The organism is Cupriavidus phytorum (assembly GCF_003254285.1).
Taxonomy (GTDB): Bacteria; Pseudomonadota; Gammaproteobacteria; order Burkholderiales; family Burkholderiaceae; genus Cupriavidus; species Cupriavidus phytorum.
In genome coordinates this window covers 55,394-72,972 of record NZ_QKZN01000009.1, presented here as the reverse complement: position 1 = coordinate 72,972, position 17,579 = coordinate 55,394, and the positions used below count along the sequence as shown (strand labels likewise).

18 protein-coding genes are annotated in these 17,579 nt (G+C 69.6%); 8 read left to right on the top strand and 10 right to left on the bottom strand.

The features are described from left to right. The first annotated feature begins 23 nt into the window (after positions 1-23). The 3 genes from C7416_RS21375 (at position 24) to C7416_RS21365 (ending at position 3,135) form a co-directional block, all read left to right on the top strand. On the top strand, positions 24-905 hold the full coding sequence (locus tag C7416_RS21375) for a LysR family transcriptional regulator (protein ID WP_111520783.1): 882 nt from the start codon (positions 24-26) through the stop codon (positions 903-905). A 207-nt stretch (positions 906-1,112) separates the two neighbouring features. Further along, positions 1,113-1,865: a flagellar brake protein gene (locus C7416_RS21370; protein WP_240988232.1), complete on the top strand. Its 753-nt coding sequence runs from the start codon at positions 1,113-1,115 to the stop codon at positions 1,863-1,865. Between the two features lie 94 nt (positions 1,866-1,959). Beyond that, the gene (locus tag C7416_RS21365; RefSeq protein ID WP_111520781.1) at positions 1,960-3,135 is read left to right on the top strand and encodes an NAD(P)/FAD-dependent oxidoreductase; all 1,176 of its coding nucleotides are present in this window, start codon (positions 1,960-1,962) and stop codon (positions 3,133-3,135) included. Positions 3,136-3,160: 25 nt separating this feature from the next. Here the strand turns inward: C7416_RS21365 and C7416_RS21360 are convergent, their stop codons facing one another. The 4 genes from C7416_RS21360 to C7416_RS21345 all read right to left on the bottom strand — a co-directional run bounded on the left by C7416_RS21360 (position 3,161) and on the right by C7416_RS21345 (position 7,502). Further along, positions 3,161-4,009, bottom strand: coding sequence for an IclR family transcriptional regulator domain-containing protein (locus C7416_RS21360; RefSeq protein ID WP_062803923.1), 849 nt, complete (start codon positions 4,007-4,009; stop codon positions 3,161-3,163). A gap of 94 nt (positions 4,010-4,103) precedes the next feature. Further along, positions 4,104-4,529, bottom strand: coding sequence for a DUF6691 family protein (locus C7416_RS21355; RefSeq protein ID WP_111520780.1), 426 nt, complete (start codon positions 4,527-4,529; stop codon positions 4,104-4,106). Positions 4,530-4,532: 3 nt separating this feature from the next. After that, positions 4,533-4,967, bottom strand: coding sequence for a YeeE/YedE family protein (locus tag C7416_RS21350; RefSeq protein WP_111520779.1), 435 nt, complete (start codon positions 4,965-4,967; stop codon positions 4,533-4,535). 237 nt (positions 4,968-5,204) lie between these two features. Then, a complete protein-coding gene (locus tag C7416_RS21345; RefSeq protein ID WP_111520778.1) occupies positions 5,205-7,502 on the bottom strand; it encodes a patatin-like phospholipase family protein in 2,298 nt (765 codons plus the stop codon). 238 nt (positions 7,503-7,740) lie between these two features. Between C7416_RS21345 and C7416_RS21340 the strand changes: the two genes are divergently transcribed. From C7416_RS21340 to C7416_RS21330, 3 genes are all read left to right on the top strand, one after another. Further along, entirely contained in the window at positions 7,741-7,965 is a 225-nt protein-coding gene (locus C7416_RS21340) for an oxidoreductase-like domain-containing protein (RefSeq protein ID WP_373425042.1), read from the top strand. A gap of 23 nt (positions 7,966-7,988) precedes the next feature. Next, the gene (locus C7416_RS21335; RefSeq protein ID WP_111520776.1) at positions 7,989-8,861 is read left to right on the top strand and encodes an NAD-dependent protein deacetylase; all 873 of its coding nucleotides are present in this window, start codon (positions 7,989-7,991) and stop codon (positions 8,859-8,861) included. A 382-nt stretch (positions 8,862-9,243) separates the two neighbouring features. Continuing rightward, a complete protein-coding gene (locus tag C7416_RS21330) occupies positions 9,244-10,152 on the top strand; it encodes a DMT family transporter (RefSeq protein WP_111520775.1) in 909 nt (302 codons plus the stop codon). A gap of 46 nt (positions 10,153-10,198) precedes the next feature. Here C7416_RS21330 and C7416_RS21325 read toward each other — a convergent pair whose 3' ends face one another. The 3 genes from C7416_RS21325 to C7416_RS21315 all read right to left on the bottom strand — a co-directional run bounded on the left by C7416_RS21325 (position 10,199) and on the right by C7416_RS21315 (position 11,577). Next, entirely contained in the window at positions 10,199-10,753 is a 555-nt protein-coding gene (locus tag C7416_RS21325; RefSeq protein WP_111520940.1) for a DUF1439 domain-containing protein, read from the bottom strand. A 102-nt stretch (positions 10,754-10,855) separates the two neighbouring features. Continuing rightward, entirely contained in the window at positions 10,856-11,059 is a 204-nt protein-coding gene (locus C7416_RS21320; RefSeq protein WP_111520774.1) for a SlyX family protein, read from the bottom strand. A 92-nt stretch (positions 11,060-11,151) separates the two neighbouring features. Continuing rightward, positions 11,152-11,577: a VOC family protein gene (locus tag C7416_RS21315; RefSeq protein WP_111520773.1), complete on the bottom strand. Its 426-nt coding sequence runs from the start codon at positions 11,575-11,577 to the stop codon at positions 11,152-11,154. Positions 11,578-11,829: 252 nt separating this feature from the next. On the opposite strand from C7416_RS21315, the gene C7416_RS21310 reads away from it, so the two are divergent. Next, positions 11,830-12,777, top strand: coding sequence for a LysR family transcriptional regulator (locus tag C7416_RS21310; RefSeq protein ID WP_111520772.1), 948 nt, complete (start codon positions 11,830-11,832; stop codon positions 12,775-12,777). Positions 12,778-12,801: 24 nt separating this feature from the next. Here C7416_RS21310 and C7416_RS21305 read toward each other — a convergent pair whose 3' ends face one another. The 3 genes from C7416_RS21305 to C7416_RS21295 are packed head-to-tail and all read right to left on the bottom strand — an operon-like array spanning position 12,802 to position 15,761. After that, complete coding sequence (locus tag C7416_RS21305) at positions 12,802-13,578, bottom strand: enoyl-CoA hydratase (RefSeq protein ID WP_111520771.1); 777 nt, start codon at positions 13,576-13,578, stop codon at positions 12,802-12,804. A 15-nt stretch (positions 13,579-13,593) separates the two neighbouring features. Then, positions 13,594-14,553: a Bug family tripartite tricarboxylate transporter substrate binding protein gene (locus tag C7416_RS21300; protein ID WP_111520770.1), complete on the bottom strand. Its 960-nt coding sequence runs from the start codon at positions 14,551-14,553 to the stop codon at positions 13,594-13,596. A 44-nt stretch (positions 14,554-14,597) separates the two neighbouring features. Next, a complete protein-coding gene (locus tag C7416_RS21295; RefSeq protein ID WP_111520769.1) occupies positions 14,598-15,761 on the bottom strand; it encodes a CaiB/BaiF CoA transferase family protein in 1,164 nt (387 codons plus the stop codon). 322 nt (positions 15,762-16,083) lie between these two features. Here C7416_RS21295 and argG point away from each other — a divergent pair, with 322 nt between their 5' ends. Beyond that, complete coding sequence (gene argG / locus C7416_RS21290) at positions 16,084-17,409, top strand: argininosuccinate synthase (RefSeq protein ID WP_111520768.1); 1,326 nt, start codon at positions 16,084-16,086, stop codon at positions 17,407-17,409. Positions 17,410-17,579 lie beyond the last annotated feature (170 nt).

Here is a 17,579-nt window from a genome sequence, read left to right as displayed (position 1 = left end):
GATTCCGTGAGAAAAACTAACCGATGCACTGGCTGGGATGGATCCGATTCTTCGAGGCCGCGGCGCGCCACGAGAGCTTTGCCCGGGCGGCGGAGGAACTGCACCTGACCCATGGCGCGGTCAGCCGGCAGATCCGCCAGCTGGAGGACACACTCGGCGTGGCGTTGTTCGAGCGGCGCAACCGCGGCGTCTTCCTGACCGAGGCGGGGCGCTCGCTGTTTGCGGCGGCGACGCAATCGATGGAGGGTCTGGCCGCCGCCGCTGCGCGCATCCGCACACAGCCGACGGGGCGGGCCCTGGTGCTGTCGTGCGAGCCGACCATCGCCATGCGCTGGCTGATCCCGCGGCTGCCGCGCTTTGCGGCGCTCCATCCCGACATTCCGCTGCACCTGATGGCGGCGGGCGGGCCGATCGACTTTGCGCGCAGCGGCGCCGACCTGGCGCTGCGGCGCAACGACTTTGCCTTCGATGCGCGCTGGCATGCGCGCGAGGTGGTGCAGGAACGCGTGGGCCCGGTGTGCCGGCCTCAGGCCGCCGGGGGTGCCGCGGTGGCGCCGGTGCGGTTGCACACGCGCACGCGGCCCGAGGCCTGGCAGCGCTGGCAGGCGGCGTGCCCCGATGACGCGGGCCGCCTGCGCCTGGATGGCGACGCCTGGTACGAGCATTTCTATCTGAGCCTGCAGGCCGCGGCGGCGGGCCTGGGCTGGGCCATGGCCTCGCAGCTCATGGCCGCCGACGAGATCGCCGACGGCCGGCTGGCGGGGCCGTTCGGCTTTGCGGCCGACGGTTCGGCCTACCACCTGCTGTCGCCCGCGCCGTTCGAGCACGACGCGCGCCGGCTGGCCCTGCTGGCATGGCTGCGCGAGTGCGCGCAGGCCACGCTCGCACCGCCGCCGCAGGCCTGAAAGGCACGCAAGCGCTACCCCCCGGAAGTCTGTCCTCAAGTTCTGCCACAGATTTGCCGAAGTGAGATCATCGGTCTTGCCGGCCTATGGTGCAGGCGCTTAACATGCGGCGCGCGGCCGGCAGGCCGGTGCCGCCGACGGGCTCCGGCTGGTCCGTGGCTGCGCCATCGCCGTCGCTCCCAGCCCCTCCAGATGTTGCGTGAACCTATGAACCAGCACGACGCCCCCGGGCCCGCCGATCACGACGCCGAAGCCGACCCGGCGGACGAGCGCTATCGCCTGACCCACAACTCGCAGATCGGCACGGTGCTGCGCGACCTGGCGTGGCAGAAGTGCATGCTGAGCGTGCGCACCCGCACCGCGCACCAGTTCGTCACCTCGATCCTGCATGTCGACCCGGTCAACCGCACCTTCGTGTTCGACTGGTGCAATGCCGAGCCCGAACGGATGTCGCTGATGACCTCCGAAGAGAATGCGTTCTCCGGGCTGCTGCGCGGCGTGCCAGTCAACTTCGTGGTGGGCCAGCCGGCGGCCACGCGTTATGAAGACGGGCCCGCCTTTGTCGTCGAGTTTCCGGACAAGCTCTATCACTTCCAGCGCCGCCGCCATTTCCGCGCGCGCACGCTGGTGACCAAGGGCTACCGCTGCGAGATGCCGATGCCGGACAAGACCGTGCTGGGCCTCGATATCGCCGACCTGTCGCTGTCCGGCGTGGGCCTGCGCTCCAAGACCGTCACCGCCGACCACCTGCCGGTTGGCACCACGGTGGCGAAGTGCCGGCTGGACTTCCGCGAGCTGGGCAAGCTGGAGGTGGACATGCAGGTGGTCGGCCACTGGCTGGTGGGGCACGACGACAGCGCCATCCACCACTTCGGCTGTGCCTTCGTCAATCCGGACGGGCGCATGGAGAACTTCCTGCAGCGGCTGGTGTTCGCGCTCGAACTGGCGCACCGCGGCTGATACGCCCGCCTCGGATCCGGCGCGCTCCCCCCGCTCCCGGCCTGGTTTACGCTACATTGCCCGCCAGTTCGCATGACACGGGAGGCGCACGGCAATGGTCCACAGCGATCCGGCTCCGGCCGGCGGCAAGCAGTTTTCGGCTGACTACCTCGTCATCGGCGCCGGCATTGCCGGGGCCTCGGTGGCGTACTGGCTGGCGCGCGCGGGCAGCGTGATCGTGCTCGAGCGCGAGGCGCAGCCGGGCTACCACGCCACCGGCCGTTCGGCCGCGCTCTACCTGGAAAGCTACGGCACGCCGCAGGTGCGCGGCCTGACCATGGCCAGCCGCGCCTTCCTCGATGCCCCGCCCGCGGGCTTTGCCGACCATCCGGTGCTGTCGCCGCGCGGCGCCATGATGCTGGCGCGCCCAGGCGAACAGGACCAGCTCGACGCGCACTGGCAGGTGCTGGCCGGCATGGGGGCACGGGCACAGCGGCTGGACCAGGCCGGCGCGTGCGCGCTGGTGCCGGTGCTGCGGCCGGAACTGGTGCTGGGCGCGGTGCTGGAGCCCGATGCCGCCGACATGGACGTGCATGCCTTGCACCAGGGCTACCTGCGCGGCGTGCGCCATCACGGCGGTGTGATCGCCTGCGGCGCCGAGGCCGGGGCGATCGAGCGGCGCGACGGCCTGTGGCACGTCCATGCCGGCGCAGACCTCTATCGCGCGCCGGTGCTGGTCAACGCGGCGGGCGCGTGGTGCGACGTGGTCGCGGCGCGCGCGGGCGTGGCGCCGGTGGGACTGCAGCCGTGCCGGCGTTCAGCCTTTGTCTTTGCTCCGCCCGATGGCATCGAGGTCTCGCGCTGGCCGATGTTCTACGGCTTCGACGAGACCTGGTACGTCAAGCCCGATGCCGGCATGCTGCTCGGCTCCCCGGCCAACGCCGACCCGGTACCACCGCACGACGTGCAGCCCGAGGAGCTGGACATTGCCATGGGCATCCACCAGATCGAGGCCGCTACCACGCTGACGATCCGCCGCCCCGCGCGGACCTGGGCCGGACTGCGCTCGTTTGTTGCCGACGGCGACCTGGTGGGCGGGTTCGATCCCGAGGCGGAAGGTTTCTTCTGGGTGGCCGCGCAAGGCGGCTATGGCATCCAGACCTCGGCGGCAATGGGCGAGGCCTGCGCCGCGCTGGCGCAGGGCCGGCCGCTGCCGGCGCACATTGCCGACCACGGCGTGACCGCCGCCATGCTCAGTCCCGCGCGGCTGCGCGCACAGTCAGGCCGGTAAGCCCGGCTGCCGGCCAGCGGCAAGATCAGGAACCGATCATCCGGCCGATCGCCGCGGCGGCCTCGCGCATCGGCGCCAGCAGCCGCGTGATCATGTCCGCTTCGGAGACGCGCGCGGCGCGCACGCTCACGCTCAGCCCCGCCAGCACGATGCCCGAGGCCGAGCGCACCGGCACCGCCATGGCGCGCAGGCCGGGCTCCAGCTCTTCATCGACGATCACATAGTCCACTTCGCGGGCACGCTCGAAGCAGGCTTCCAGCTCCTGCCGCGAGACCTTGGTCTGCAGCGTGCGCGGGCGCAGCTCGGCATGCTCGAAGAAGCCGTCGAGCACCGTGGCGGGCTGGTGCGCCAGCAGCAGCCGGCCGTTCGAGGTGCAGTAGGCCGGCAGGCGGCTGCCCATGCCGAGCGAGTAGTTCAGCACGCGCTGCACTTCGGAGCGCACCAGGTACAGGATGTCGGTGCCGTCCAGGATCGCCAGCGTGCAGGTCTCGTGGATGCGCGCGCTCAGGTTGTCCAGGATGGGCTGCGCCAGCGACACCAGCGAGGTCGACGAGAAATACGCGTGCCCCAGGTGCAGCACGCGCGGGCGCAGCGCGAACTGGCCGTCCTGCTGGCTGACATAGCCCAGCTGCTCCAGCGTGTACAGGCAGCGCCGCACCGACGCGCGCGAGAGCTGGGTGCGCTGCGCCACCTGCGAGATTGTCAGCGGGCGCTTGCGCTCGGAGAACGCTTCCAGCACGGTCAGCCCGCGCGCCAGCGACAGCATGAAATTGGGATCGCCGGCAAAGCTGGCGAGCAGGTCGGCCTGGGGCCGGGCAACGCGGACGGTGTCGGCCTGGGCATGGCCAAGACCGATGGGGCGGAGGACATCCATGGGTGGCTGGGAGTGGTCTACTGTCGTTCGATAATCGCGCAATGTTAAACCGCTCCGGCGCCGCGGGCCAGTACTGCTTGCATGCTGCGCTGCGTCATCGGCGCCGCCGCGTCAGCCCTTCCGCCACCTCGAATAGCGCCATGCCCGCGAGCATCGCCGCGACAAAGCCCCACGCCTTGGCATAGCCCGCACCCAGCGCGACCAGCGCGGGGCCAGGGCAGAAGCCGGCGAGCCCCCAGCCGATCCCGAAGGCGGCACTGCCCAGCAGCAGGCGCGGCGTGACCGCGGTCAGCACCGGCCACTGCATCGGCAGCCCCAACCACGAGCGCTGGCGCCGGCGTGCCAGCGCAAAAGCCACCACGCCGACCCCGATCGCGCCGGCCATGACGAAGGCAAGCGACGGGTCCCACATTCCCGCGAGGTCCAGAAAGCCCAGCACCTTGGCCGGGTTGGCCATGCCGGAGAGGATCAGGCCAATGCCGAACACCAGTCCGGCCAGCAACGCCAGCAGGGTGCCCATGATTCAGCCTCCCAGCACGTGGCGCTGCACCAGCACCGTCAGGAAGCCGGCCGCCATGAAGGTCACGGTGGCCGCCAGCGAACGCACAGAACCGCGCGACAGGCCGCATACGCCATGGCCGCTGGTGCAGCCGCCGGCATAGCGCGTGCCCACGCCGACCAGCAGCCCGGCTACCAGCACCTCGGTCCAGTCCGCGTCGATGCGTGCCGCGGGCATGGCATCGAAGGCAGTGGCCAGCCATGGCGACAGCAGCAGCCCGATGACAAAGGCGGCGCGCCATGCGGTGTCGCCATGCGGCAGCCGCAGCAGGCCGCCGACGATGCCGCTGATGCCGGCGACGCGGCCCAGGCCGAGGATCATCAGCGCCGCCGCGAGGCCGATGACAAGCCCGCCGGCGAGCGAAAGCCACGGCGTGAAATGCTGGAAGTCGATCTGCATGAAGGGTGCGCGCGGAACCGGCGCGAAGACGGCCGCAAGTGCAGCCCGAGGCAGGGATTATAGGCGGGCCCTCGTCGGCCACGCGCCCATAAAAAAGTCGCCGCTGGGGAAGCGGCGACCGGGGAAGGTTGTCATTCAAGAGGGGGTCTTGGTGACAGGGAAAAGTATAGACATTTGAATTAAGACATTACATACAACTTTGGAGGGGTACGGCGAGACGCACATTGCCGCGCCGCGTCAGAACGGTTTGCCCAGGTACAGGTAGAAGCTGAAGACGCCGGCCGCCGCGCGGCCATAGGCCAGGTAGAGCGGCCCGAGCGGGCTGTCGAGCGCCAGGAACAGCGAGCCGGACTTGAGCAGCCCGGTCGGGCTGCCGGGCACCAGCGGGTCGCCCACGCGGCCCGCCTCCAGCGAAAAGCCGGCGTAGACGCCCTGCAGCAGGGTTTGCCGCGCCAGCTTGTTGTAGTACACCAGCCGCGCAAACTGCAGGTTGCCGCCCATCAGCTGGCCGGTCGCGTAGCCGGACTGCTGCAGGAAGCCGCCCCACTGGAACTGGTCGTAGTTCGGCAGCGGCTTGCCGCCCGGATTGCCGCCGACCTTGAAGCCGAACGACAGCGTGTGGTCGCCGAACGAATGGGCATAGATGCCGTCGGCCTGGGCCTTGATATAGGTCTGGTCGGCTCCGAGCCCCGGTTGCGAGGCGTAGATCCGCACCCCGCCCGCATAGCCGAAGCGCGGGAAGTCCACGCTGTCGAGCTGGTCGAAGAACAGCCGCCCGGTGATGGCCCCGCGCCGGATGCTGCCCGGACCCGGCGCCAGCGACGCCGGGCCGGTGCTGAGGGTGGCATGCTCCGAGCCGGCCTGCACGCCGACGCGCAGCTCGCCGTACTTGGTGAACTGGCTGCCGACGTCGAGCGCCAGGTCGAAGCGGCGCACGTCGTAGGTGGCGATGCGCGTGCTGCCCTGGAACACATTGACCGGGCGCCGCTCCAGCTCGATGCGCGGGGCGATAAAAAAGAACTGGCGCGTATCCAGCGGCTGGTAGAACTCGCTGCTCAGCGCCGAGGTCTGGCCCACCTGCGCGTCGGTGCGCCATTCCGCCCCCAGCGCATTGAGCCACGTGCGCCGGTAGCTGCCGACCAGGTTGAAGTACGCGTCGCCGCGGAAGTCCGAACTCAGTCCCAGCCCGAAGCGCAGGTAGTCGGGGCCCCACGATTTTTCCACCGCATTGACCGTCAGCACGCGCCGGCCCGGTTCTTCCAGGATGCCGTAGTTGACGTGCTCGAAGTCGCCGGTGCCGAACAGGCGGCGCATGTCCTGGTCCAGCGCGGCCTGGTCGATCGGCTCGCCCGGGCGGGTCTGCATCACCGCGGTGGCATAGTCCGGGTTGACGCGATGCAGCGGCGCCAGCCGGATCTCGTCGACGGGGCGGGTGTCGGGCGGCTGCACCGCCTGCTGGGCCGCGCGCAGCTCGGCATACTGCGCCGGCGGCAGCGCCAGCGGCGCGAGGCGGTCGGCGACCTTGCGCGCGGCGGCTTCGCCGATCGGGATGGTGGTCGACAGGTGGTCGAAATCGGTCGCGGAAAAGTCGCCCAGCGCAGGCTCGATCAGCACGTCGGTGGGCCGCAGCGAGGCCAGCGAGGCGCGCACGTTCTGCTCGGTCAGGATGTTCAGCATCTGGCCGGTCACGCCGATCACCGAGGTCAGCGCCTCGCGCTTCATCAGCGGCGTGCCCAGGTTCACGGCGATGACGATATCGGCGCCCATGCTGCGCGCCACGCCCACCGGCAGGTTGTCGGTCAGCCCGCCGTCGACCAGCAGCCGGCCCTCGTATTCCGCCGGTGCCACCGCCCCCGGCACCGACATGCTGGCGCGCATCACGTTGGCCAGCTCGCCCTCGCTGAACACCACCGCCGTGCCCGCCACCAGATCCGTCGCCACCGCGCGGTACGGGATCGGCAAGCGGTCGAAATCGCGGTAGCCCGGGGTCCTGGCCAGCTGGCGCAGCACCGTCTCCAGCTGCACGCCGGAGACCGCGCCCTTCGGCAGCAGCACGCCGCTTGCCTGCAAGCCGATCTCCGGCGTGAGCAGGTTGGTGAAGTCGTCCTGCTTGCGCCGCACGGTCAGGTCCTGGCGCGGCGGCCGTTCCTTGAACAGCTTGTTGGTGCTCAGGCCGCTGACCAACTTTTCCATTTCAGCGGGCCCCATGCCGGTAGCGTAGGCGCCGCCGACCAGCGAGCCCATGCTGGTGCCGGCGATGCAGTCGACCGGGATACGCATCGCCTCCAGCACCTTGAGCACGCCGATATGCGCGGCGCCGCGCGCGCCACCACCCGACAGCACCAGGCAGATGCGCGGGCGAGCCGCCGCGGCGGGCCGGGCGTGGGCAGGAGCTGCGGGGCTCACGGCAGCGCCGGCGTCATGGCCGGCTGCCGGTTGCTCCGCGGCCGTCGCGGCGCCGGCGGCCAGCGCGATGGCGGCGAGCAGGCGCTTCGTGCCGGCGTGGCGCGGGCGTTGGTGTGGGGCTGCCTTCATGGCTCGATCGGGGTCGCAGTCCGCTGCGTGGCCGGTTGCCGGGGCGGGAAGTCCGGCTATCTTCCGGCAAAACGTGGCGTGCAGGCCCCTGTGCACGCCGCCCGCCAAAACAATTCAACACGGACCTCGGAAGCGTTCAGATCGGCTTGCGGCGCTGCCAGGCACCGCGGGGCAGGGGCGGGCGCGCCGGAATATACTGGGGGCTGGTTTGCCATGGCGCCGCGCGCGCGATTTGCAAGTGTCTCAAGTGTCCCCCGAAGTCCCCGTCGCTGGTTCCACGCTTACCCCTGACGATCCCCGCCCGGAGCCGCCGGAGCGGCCCGCCGATGGCGAGTGCTGCGGCTCCGGCTGCGATCCCTGCATCTTCGATTACTACTACCAGGAGATGGACCGCTACCGCGAGGCGCTGCGGGCATGGGAAGCGCGCCAGGCCGCGCGCCATGCCGAGGATCCGGCCGCTTGAGCACACACCCGAGCGTCCCGGCCATGCAGCCATTGCAGCCATCGCAGCCCTCCCCGGCAGCCGGGGCGGCGCTGTTCGATTTCGTGCAGCGCCACCCGCGCCTGTTCGTGCTGACCGGCGCCGGCATCAGCACCGATTCCGGCATTCCCGGCTACCGCGACGCGCGTGGCCAGTGGCAACGCTCCCCGCCGATCACGCTACAGGCCTTTCTCGGCTCGCACGCCGGGCGCCAGCGCTACTGGGCGCGCAGCATGCTCGGCTGGCCGCTGGCGGGGCAGGCGCGGCCCAACGATGCCCACCACGCGCTGGCGCGGCTGGGCGAGCAGGGCCGGATGACGGCGCTGGTCACGCAGAATGTCGACGGCCTGCACCAGCGCGCCGGCAGCCAGGGCGTGATCGAGCTGCACGGCAGCCTGGCCAATGCCATCTGCCTGGACTGCGGCGCCAGCCACGACCGCGCCGGCCTGCAGGACTGGCTGGTGTCCCGCAACGCCGCACTGCGCGACGTGATCGCGCCGCCCGCGGCCGACGGCGACGTGCATTTCGAATCGCCGCTGTTCGCGCAGTTCCAGGTGCCCGACTGCGGCCATTGCGGCGGCATCCTCAAGCCTGATGTGGTGTTCTTCGGCGAATCCGTGCCGCGCGCGCGTGTCGACGCCGCGCGCGCGGCGCTGGCAGCCGCGGACGCGATGCTGGTGGTGGGCTCGTCGCTGATGGTCTATTCCGGCTACCGCTTCTGCGTCTGGGCCGGCCAGATGGGCAAGCCGGTGGCCGCGCTCAACCTGGGCACCACGCGTGCCGACGCCATGCTGGCGCTGAAGGTCGAGGCCGGCTGCGCGCCGGCGCTGCAGGCCCTGGTGTCGCGGCTGGAGCAGGACACTGCAGGATCCCGTTGACGCGAGCGCCGTGCAGGCATAGCATCGCCACACCACTTTGACCGACGCCGGTCGATCTTTCTTCAAGGCTTCCGCTTTCCACCATGACCGCAGACCGTCAACGCCCCGTCATCGCCGCGCCTCCGGGCCGTGCGTTGCCGTGCCCGCGTCGCCAGCCTGCGTTCACATCTGTCGCGCCGCCGCCGCCGTTCTCCGGCGGTGCACACCCGCCGCCGCCGCGCGGCTGACGGGCACGCGCCCCAGCCCTTCTCGTCTCCGGTAATCCCGCCTTCGTGCGCCCGCGCGCATGGCCGACGCACGCCTGTGCGCGCTGTCGCCGTGCCGTGGCCGCATGCCGATGCGCGTCGCCGGAGCCCGCCAAGCTGACGACAGATGACAAGCCATGAACAACCAAGAAGATTGCGCGGCGCGCTTCGACGCCGCGCGCGACACGCTCACCACGCGCTCCACTTCCTCCGCCCTCTGGGCCACGCCGCTGTTCGTGCTGCTATGGAGCAGCGGCGCCATCGCCGCCCGGCTGGCGCTCGACCACGCCACCCCGTTCGCCCTGCTGACCTTGCGCTTTGCGCTGGTCTGCGCCGTGCTGGGCGCGATCGGCCTGGCGCGCAGGCGCCTGCTGCCGCCGCGCGGCGAGCGGCTGCATACGGCCGGCGCGGGCCTGCTACTGATCGGCGGCTACGCGGTTTTTTACTTTCTGGCGCTGGACCACGGCATGACGCCCGGCGTGCTGGCCACGGTGCTGGGGGCGCAGCCGATGCTGACGCTGCTGCTGACCGAGCGCCGCGCCAGCGCTGCGCGCCTGGGCGGCCTGGCGCTGGCATTCGCCGGGCTGGCCATGGTGGTTGCCGACAGCCTGCTGCTGGCCCGGCTGTCGCCGGCGGGGGTGCTGTGCGCGCTGGCCTCGCTGGCCAGCATGACGGTCGGCGCCATCCTGCAGAAGCGCAGCCCGCGCGCGCCCGCCGAAGTGCTGCCGCTGCAGTACGGCGCAAGCCTGGGGGCCTGCCTGCTGTGCCTGCCGTTCCAGCCCTTCGCCTTCGAAGCCACGCTGGCGTTCGCCGCGCCGCTGCTGTGGCTGGCGCTGGGAATTTCGATCGGCGCGACGCTGCTGTTCTACCGCCTGATCCACGCCGGCAACCTGGTCAACGTGACCAGCCTGTTCTACCTGGTGCCGGCCGGCACCGCGGCGCTGGATTACCTGCTGCTGGGCAACCGCATGGCGCCGCTGGCGCTGGCGGGGATGGGGGCGGTGCTGGCGGGGTTGGGGGTGGTGTTCAGGGGAACCAAGGGCTGATGCCGAGGTAAGGTCGGATGGGAGGGAGGCAGCCTGAAGGCCGAGCCTACCGCTGCTTCACCTCCACCCGCACCTCTTCCTTGCCCACCGTGATCGCCCCCGGTTCCACCTCCTTGCCGCCCACGCGCAGCTCCTCGGGCTTGAAGGTATAGATCGGATAGTCCTTCAGCAGCTGCTGCGCGACCACGGCGCCGATGGCGTTGAGCTGTTCGCGGTAGGGCCCCATGCCGGCGACTTCGACCTGCTGCACGGTGGGGTTGTCGAGCAGCACCGCGCGCCGGGCCGGGTCATAGCGGATGCCGCTGTTCAATGCCAGCTTGCCGTCGACCGGGGGCGACGGCAGCAGGGCGTTGGTCAGGCGTGCATCGACATGGGTGGTGATGCGGTTGCTGGCTTCATCCAGCACCAGCCGCGGGTGGCTGAGCTGGACGCTGACGACTTCGGCGTAGCGCAGCGTCGCGGGAAAGCGCTTGTCGAGTTCGGTCTGCAGTTCCTGGCGGGTCAGGGAATATTCGCCGGTCCAGATGTTGTAGCCGGCCAGGGCCGGCGCGGAGCCGGCGATGCAGGCGGCGGCAAGGAGCAGGGAAGGCGTCAGGCGCATGTGGCGGATCGGGCGCGCCATGGGATGGCGCGGGAAGTGGGATCAGCCTGTCAGACCGCGTATCCAGGGGTCGCGTTCCGTCACATCGGCCGGGGGGCCGGCTCAGTAGTGCGGCGGGATTTCCTGCAGGGGGTCGGCTTCGGCCGCGGTGGTGGCGGCGCTGCGCACCTGCTGGTACAGCGCGCGGAACTGCTCCTGCAGCAGGTCGATCTGCTGCTGCTGGCGCGCCACGTTGCTGTTCAGGGTATCGAGCAGGTCTTCCTGGAAGGCGAGCTTGATTTCGAGTTCGTTGATGCGATCGTCCATGGCTAGGTTTCTCCGGCGGGCGGCGCGCATTGTAAACCCATCGCCGGGCTGTGGCCCGAAGCGCGCCGCTGGCCGGGAACCTGCTCGCTGGCTTACTTGGGCGCCGTCAGCAGCATCCACATGATGCCGAAACGGTCGGCCACCATGCCGAACTGTTCGGCAAAGAAGGTCTTGTCCAGCGGCATCAGCACCTGGCCGCCTTCCTTCAGGCCGTTGAAGGCCTTCTCCACCCCGGCCTTGTCGGGAAAGGTGATGGCCAGGCCGAAACCCTGGAAGGCGACCTGGTTCGAGCACTGCCCGTCGGAGGCCAGGATGATGCTGTCGCCGACCTGGAATTCCAGGTGCATGACCTTGTCCTGGGCACCGGCGCCGGGTTGGCAGCCTTCGCCGCCCTTGCCGGCATCGGGGTTGTCGGCAAAGGTCATGCGGGCGTTGACCTTGGCGCCAAGGGTCTGCTTGTAGAACTCGACCGCTTCATCGCAACGGCCTTCGAAAAACAGATAGGGCTGGACTTGCATGACAACTCCTGTGAAGGGGCGGCCGGTGGTGGGGCTGTAGGGGCCGCGGGGATCTCGGCAAAATGGCGACACGCTTTGTGTACGCCGTCCACAATACCTTAGCAAAGAAAATGGACGGCGTCCACATTTAATGCGCGAGGCGGCGCGGGTGGGGCGGCCGCCGGAACGCCGGCGTAGGTGCACTAGAATGGCCGGCGAGAGCGCCCGCCCGGCGCCAACCGTTTCGACTGCCGCGGCCCGAATGGAGTTGCCTTGCGTTACGAATTGACCGACCTGCGCCTGTTCCAGGCCATTGCCGATGCGCAAAGCCTGTCGGGGGGCGCGTCGGCCACCCACATCACCGCGTCGGCGGCGAGCTACCGGCTGAAGAACCTCGAGCACGCCATGGGCACGCCGTTGTTCGTGCGCACTGCGCGCGGCATGGAGCTGACGCCGGCCGGCGAAACCCTGCTGGTCCATGTGCGCGAGCTGCTGCTGGGGGTTGAGCGCATGCATGGCGAGGTCGGACGCTTCTCCGCCGGGCTGAAGGGCAATATCCGGCTGCTGGCCAACAGCAGCTCGCTCAACGGCTTCATCATTCCCAGCGTGAGCCGCTTCCTGCTGGCCAACCCGGACGTGAACATCGACCTGGAGGAGCGCGCCAGCCAGGCGATCCTGGCCGCGGTGGCGGCGCACGAGGCCGATGTCGGCATCCTGGCCGGAGATTTCCATACCGGCGACGATGCCGCCGGCGTGCGCTCGGTGCGCTACGCGCGCGATGAACTGATCCTGGTGATGGCGGCGGACCATCCGCTCGCGCGCGAGCCGGAGGTGCGCTTTGGCGCGGCGCTGGCGTTCGATTTTGTCTGCATGAGCCGCACCAGCAGCAACTTCCTGTTCCTGCGCGAGATGGCGCAGCGCGCGGGCAAGGGCCCCAATGTACGCCTGCATGCGCACAGCTTCGATGCGGTGCTGTCGCTGGCCGAGGCCGGCGTGGGCGTGGCGCTGGTGCCGCGCAGCGTGGCGGCACAGGCGCTGCGCGAGGCGCGCGTGGCCGGGGTGCGGCTGGCCGAGCCGTGGGCCTTGCGCGAACTGAACCTGATCGTGCGCGCCGACGGCAAGCTGCCGGCGTTTGCCGAAGCCTTTGCGCAGTTCCTGCTCAACGATCCGCGCGTGGTCGCCACGCGCGAAGGCGGCGCCGTGGCGGCCACGGCGCCGTAACTGCCTGATTCAAGTTTCAGCGTTTCAGCGCTTGCGGTTCAGGAAGGTGGCCATGTGCTGCTGCGGCTCGCCGGTGTCGAAGGCGCTGCCGAACTCGGTCACGCTGTTGCCGATCGAGACCTCCAGCGGCGCGTCTTCCCACTCGCGCAGCAAGCGCTTCTGCTGGCGCACCGCGACCGGACCAAAGCCGGCCAGCAGCGCGGCCACGCGCTCGACTTCCAGGTCCAGTTCGGCCAGCGGCACCACGCGGCTGACCAGGCCCCACTGCAGCGCTTCGGCTGCGTCGGAGATCTCGCCCGTCAGCAGCATCCACGCGGTGCGCGCATTGCCGATCAGGCGCGGCATCAGCGCGGCGTGGATCACCGACGGGATACCGACCTTCACCTCGGGCATGCCCAGCTGCGCGGTGTCGGCGGCGATGCGCAGGTCGCACGCCAGCGCCAGTTCCAGTCCGCCGCCCAGGCACCAGCCCGGCATGCGCGCGATCACCGGCACCGGCAGGTGGCGCACGGCATCGCACAGGCGGCGCAGGCCGCTGATAAAGGCCTCGGCGCTGGCGCGGTCGAGCGCCGCCATCTCCTTGATGTCGGCGCCACCGATAAAGTCCTTGTCGCCGGTGCCGCGCAGCACCAGCACGCGCAGCCCGTCCTGGGCGGCCAGCGCTTCGATCGCGCGCGTGAGCGAGGCGATCACCGGCGTGCTCAGGATATTGAGCGAGCCCGCCTCGCGGATGGTGACGGTGGCAATGCCGCGCGCGTCGATCTCGACGCCGGCGTGCGGTTCCTGCTGAAGTGTGCTCATGTCGGTCCTCGTGGCTTACTGGAGCTTGGTGAAGTGGATCGCTTCGACCACCTGCTTCCAGTGCGCATTCTGCCCACGGATCAGGTCGCCAAAGGCCTTGCGCGAGGTCGGTGCCGGGATCGCGCCCTGCTTCTCGATGGCGGCGACCACCTCCGGCTCGGCCAGCACCTGGCGCACCGCGTCGTTGAGCTGGTCGAGGATGGCGGCGGGCGTGCCCGCCGGCGCGCCCAGGCCGAACCACGACGGGTTGTTCATCGCCGGCAGCCCGGCCTCGGCATAGGTAGGCACATTGGGCAGCACCGTCAGGCGCTGTTTGGCGGCCACCGCCAGCGGCTTGAGACGTCCGCCCTGGATCAGCCCGGATGACGACGGGATATTGTCGAACACCACCTGGATCTGCCCGGCCACCGCATCGTTGAGCGCCGGGCCCAGCCCCTTGTATGGCACGTGCAGCATGCGTGTGCCGGTGGCGTTCATGAACAGTTCGCCATTCATGTGGCTGAGGCCGCCGTTGCCGGACGAGCCGAACGAATACTTGCCGGGATTGGCCTTGAGCTGCTTGATGAAGCTTGCCAGGTCCGTCGCCGGGAAGGCGGGATTGATCACCAGCACGTTCGGCACGTCGGCCAGGTTGCTGATCGGCGCGAAGTCCTTGACCGGGTCGTAGGCGGTCTTCAGGTAGACGTTGGGGTTGACCGCGTGCGAGCTTTCCACCTCCATCACCAGGGTGTAGCCGTCGGCGGGCTGCTTGGCCGCGTAGGCGCTGCCGACCGCGCCGCCGGCGCCGGGACGGTTCTCGATCACGACGGGCTGGCCCAGCACCGGGCCCAGGCGGGTGCCGACGATGCGGGCAATGATGTCGGTGGTGCCGCCGGCCGCATAGGGCACGATCAGCTTGATCGGCCGCTCGGGATAGGCGGCGTGCGCGCTGCTGGCAATGCCGAGCAGGGCCATGGCGAAAAGGGCTGGCTTCATCGGGATGTCTCCGGGTCGGGGTTATAGATCTCGTGGCAGGGCGGTCAGCGCTGCGGGCTGTGTTCGCCAAGCAGCGGCGGCGGTGCCGGCGGGGCATCGTGCCCGGCCAGCATCGGGTTGCGCACCATCGGCACGCGCCCCATCACGGGGTGCTCGGCCACCTGCATCAGATTGCGATGCCTGACCTGCGGATGGGCGAAGACTTCGTCCATGGTGTGGATCGGGCCCCACGGCACGCCCGCCGCATCGAAGGCCTCGGTCCAGGCGGCGCGGGTGCGGGTAGGGAAGAGGTCGGTCAGTTGCGCGCGCAAGGCGTCCAGGTGTTCGATGCGCGCGGAATTGGTGGCGTAGCGCGGGTCCTGCGCCAGCGCCGGGATGCCGGCCACGGCGCAGAAGCGCGCGAACTGGCCGTCGTTGCCGATTGCCAGAATCAGGTGGCCGTCGGCGCAGCGGAACACTTCATACGGCGCGCAGTTGGGATGGGCGTTGCCGCTGCGCTGCGGGTTCTGGCCCGAGACCAGGTAGTTGGCGGCCTGGTTGGCGTTCATCGCCACGGCCACGTCGAGCAACGCGATGTCCAGGTGCGCACCCACGCCGGTCGCCTGGCGCTGGTACAGCGCGGCCAGCACCGCGGAGGTGGCATACATGCCGGTGCTCAGGTCGACCACCGCGACGCCGGTGCGCAGCGGGCCGGCGCCGGGCGTGCCATCGGGCTGGCCGGTGTAGCTCATGAGCCCGCCCATGCCCTGGAACACGTAGTCGTAGCCGGGCTTGTCCGCCATCGGCCCGCTCTGGCCGAAGCCGGTGATCGACAGGTAGACCAGGCGCGGGTTGATCGCCTTGAGCGCGTCGTAGTCCAGCCCGTAGCGGCGCAGCGTGCCGACCTTGTAGTTCTCGACCAGCACGTCGGCGGTGCGCGCCAGCGCGCGCACCTGCGCCGCACCTTCGGGCGTGCCGTAGTCGATTGCGACCGAACGCTTGCCGCGGTTGCAGCAGATGAAATAGCCGGACAAACGCGCATCGCCCTCGGTACCGGCCGGTGCGTCGAGGTAGGGCGGTCCCCAGCCGCGGGTATCGTCGCCGCGCTCCGGGTGTTCGACCTTGGTCACCTCGGCGCCCAGGTCGGCCAGGTTCTGGGTACACCAGGGGCCGGCCAGGATGCGCGACAAATCCAGGACCCGGATGCCTTCCAGGGCGCGATGCAGCATGACGACTCCGCTTTCCGATCACAGTGCGGCGCAGTATAGGGAGGGGTATCGGGCCGAACCAGTCGAGAGTTTTGAAAGGCGCGTTCGCCGGATTTGAACGGTATGGCCGGGCCGCGGCCGGCGCGGCCGGGGTGGCGCAGGCGCCCCCGCCGGACCCCGCGTTTGGCGCGTGGGCGTTGCCGTGTCACAATTCGCGTTTGGCACTGACTCGGCACGTGACTCGGCCGGCCGCGTCGCCGTGCTTCCCGCCGCCCCCGGCCGCTTGCGGCCGACGCAGTGGAAGCCCGTCCAAGAGCCGACAAATTCACATTGATTTCTGGCGATGACTACCATCCTGCAGCACATTCCTACCGGCCAGCGCGTCGGTATCGCCTTCTCCGGCGGCCTTGACACCAGCGCGGCACTCCTCTGGATGCGCCAGAAGGGCGCCGTCCCCTACGCCTACACCGCCAACCTGGGCCAGCCCGACGAGCCCGACTACGACGACATCCCTCGCCGCGCCAAGGCCTACGGCGCCGAGGAAGCGCGCCTGGTCGATTGCCGCGCGCAGCTGGTGGCCGAGGGCATCGCCGCGCTGCAGTGCGGTGCCTTCCATATCTCCACCGCCGGCATCACCTACTTCAACACCACCCCGATCGGCCGCGCCGTCACCGGCACCATGCTGGTCGCCGCGATGAAGGAAGACGGCGTCAACATCTGGGGCGACGGCAGCACCTTCAAGGGCAACGACATCGAGCGCTTCTACCGCTACGGCCTGCTGACCAACCCCGGCCTGCAGATCTACAAGCCGTGGCTGGACCAGCAGTTCATCGACGAACTGGGCGGCCGCGCCGAGATGTCCGAGTTCATGCGCCAGAACGGCTTCGACTACAAGATGTCGGCCGAGAAGGCGTACTCGACCGACTCCAACATGCTGGGCGCGACCCACGAGGCCAAGGACCTGGAGCATCTCGATTCGGGCATCCGCATCGTGCAGCCGATCATGGGCGTGCAGTTCTGGCGCGATGATGTCGAAGTCAAGCGCGAGGAAGTCACGGTGCGCTTCGAGGAAGGCCAGCCGGTCGCGCTGAACGGCCAGACCTTCGCCAATGCCGTCGACCTGTTCATGGAAGCCAACCGCATCGGCGGCCGCCATGGCCTGGGCATGAGCGACCAGATCGAGAACCGCATCATCGAGGCCAAGAGCCGCGGCATCTATGAAGCCCCGGGCCTGGCGCTGCTGTTCATCGCCTACGAGCGCCTGATCACCGGCATCCACAACGAAGACACCATCGAGCAGTACCGCGACAACGGCCGCCGCCTGGGCCGCCTGCTGTACCAGGGCCGCTGGTTCGACCCGCAGGCCATCATGCTGCGCGAAACCGCCCAGCGCTGGGTCGCCGGCGCCATCACCGGCGAGGTCACCATCGAACTGCGCCGCGGCAACGACTACTCGATCCTGAACACCACTTCGCCCAACCTGACCTACAAGCCGGAACGGCTGACCATGGAGAAGGGCGAGTCGATGTTCACGCCGCTGGACCGCATCGGCCAGCTGACCATGCGCACGCTGGATATCGTCGATACGCGCGAGAAGCTGCAGACGTATGCCAGGACCGGCCTGCTGTCGACCCAGGTCAGCGCTTCGCTGCCGAAGCTGGAAGACTGAGCTTCGCGCTTCCCGCCTGACGGCGGGTTCGCCAAGAAAACCGGCACCTCAGGGTGCCGGTTTTTTTTGTCTCGGCGTTTTCCCCACCTGTCACGTAATGTCAAGCGTACGTCCCGGAATATCAAACCGGGTAGTCCCGATCCCCAGATACTGGCTGCGCTCGCCCGCCA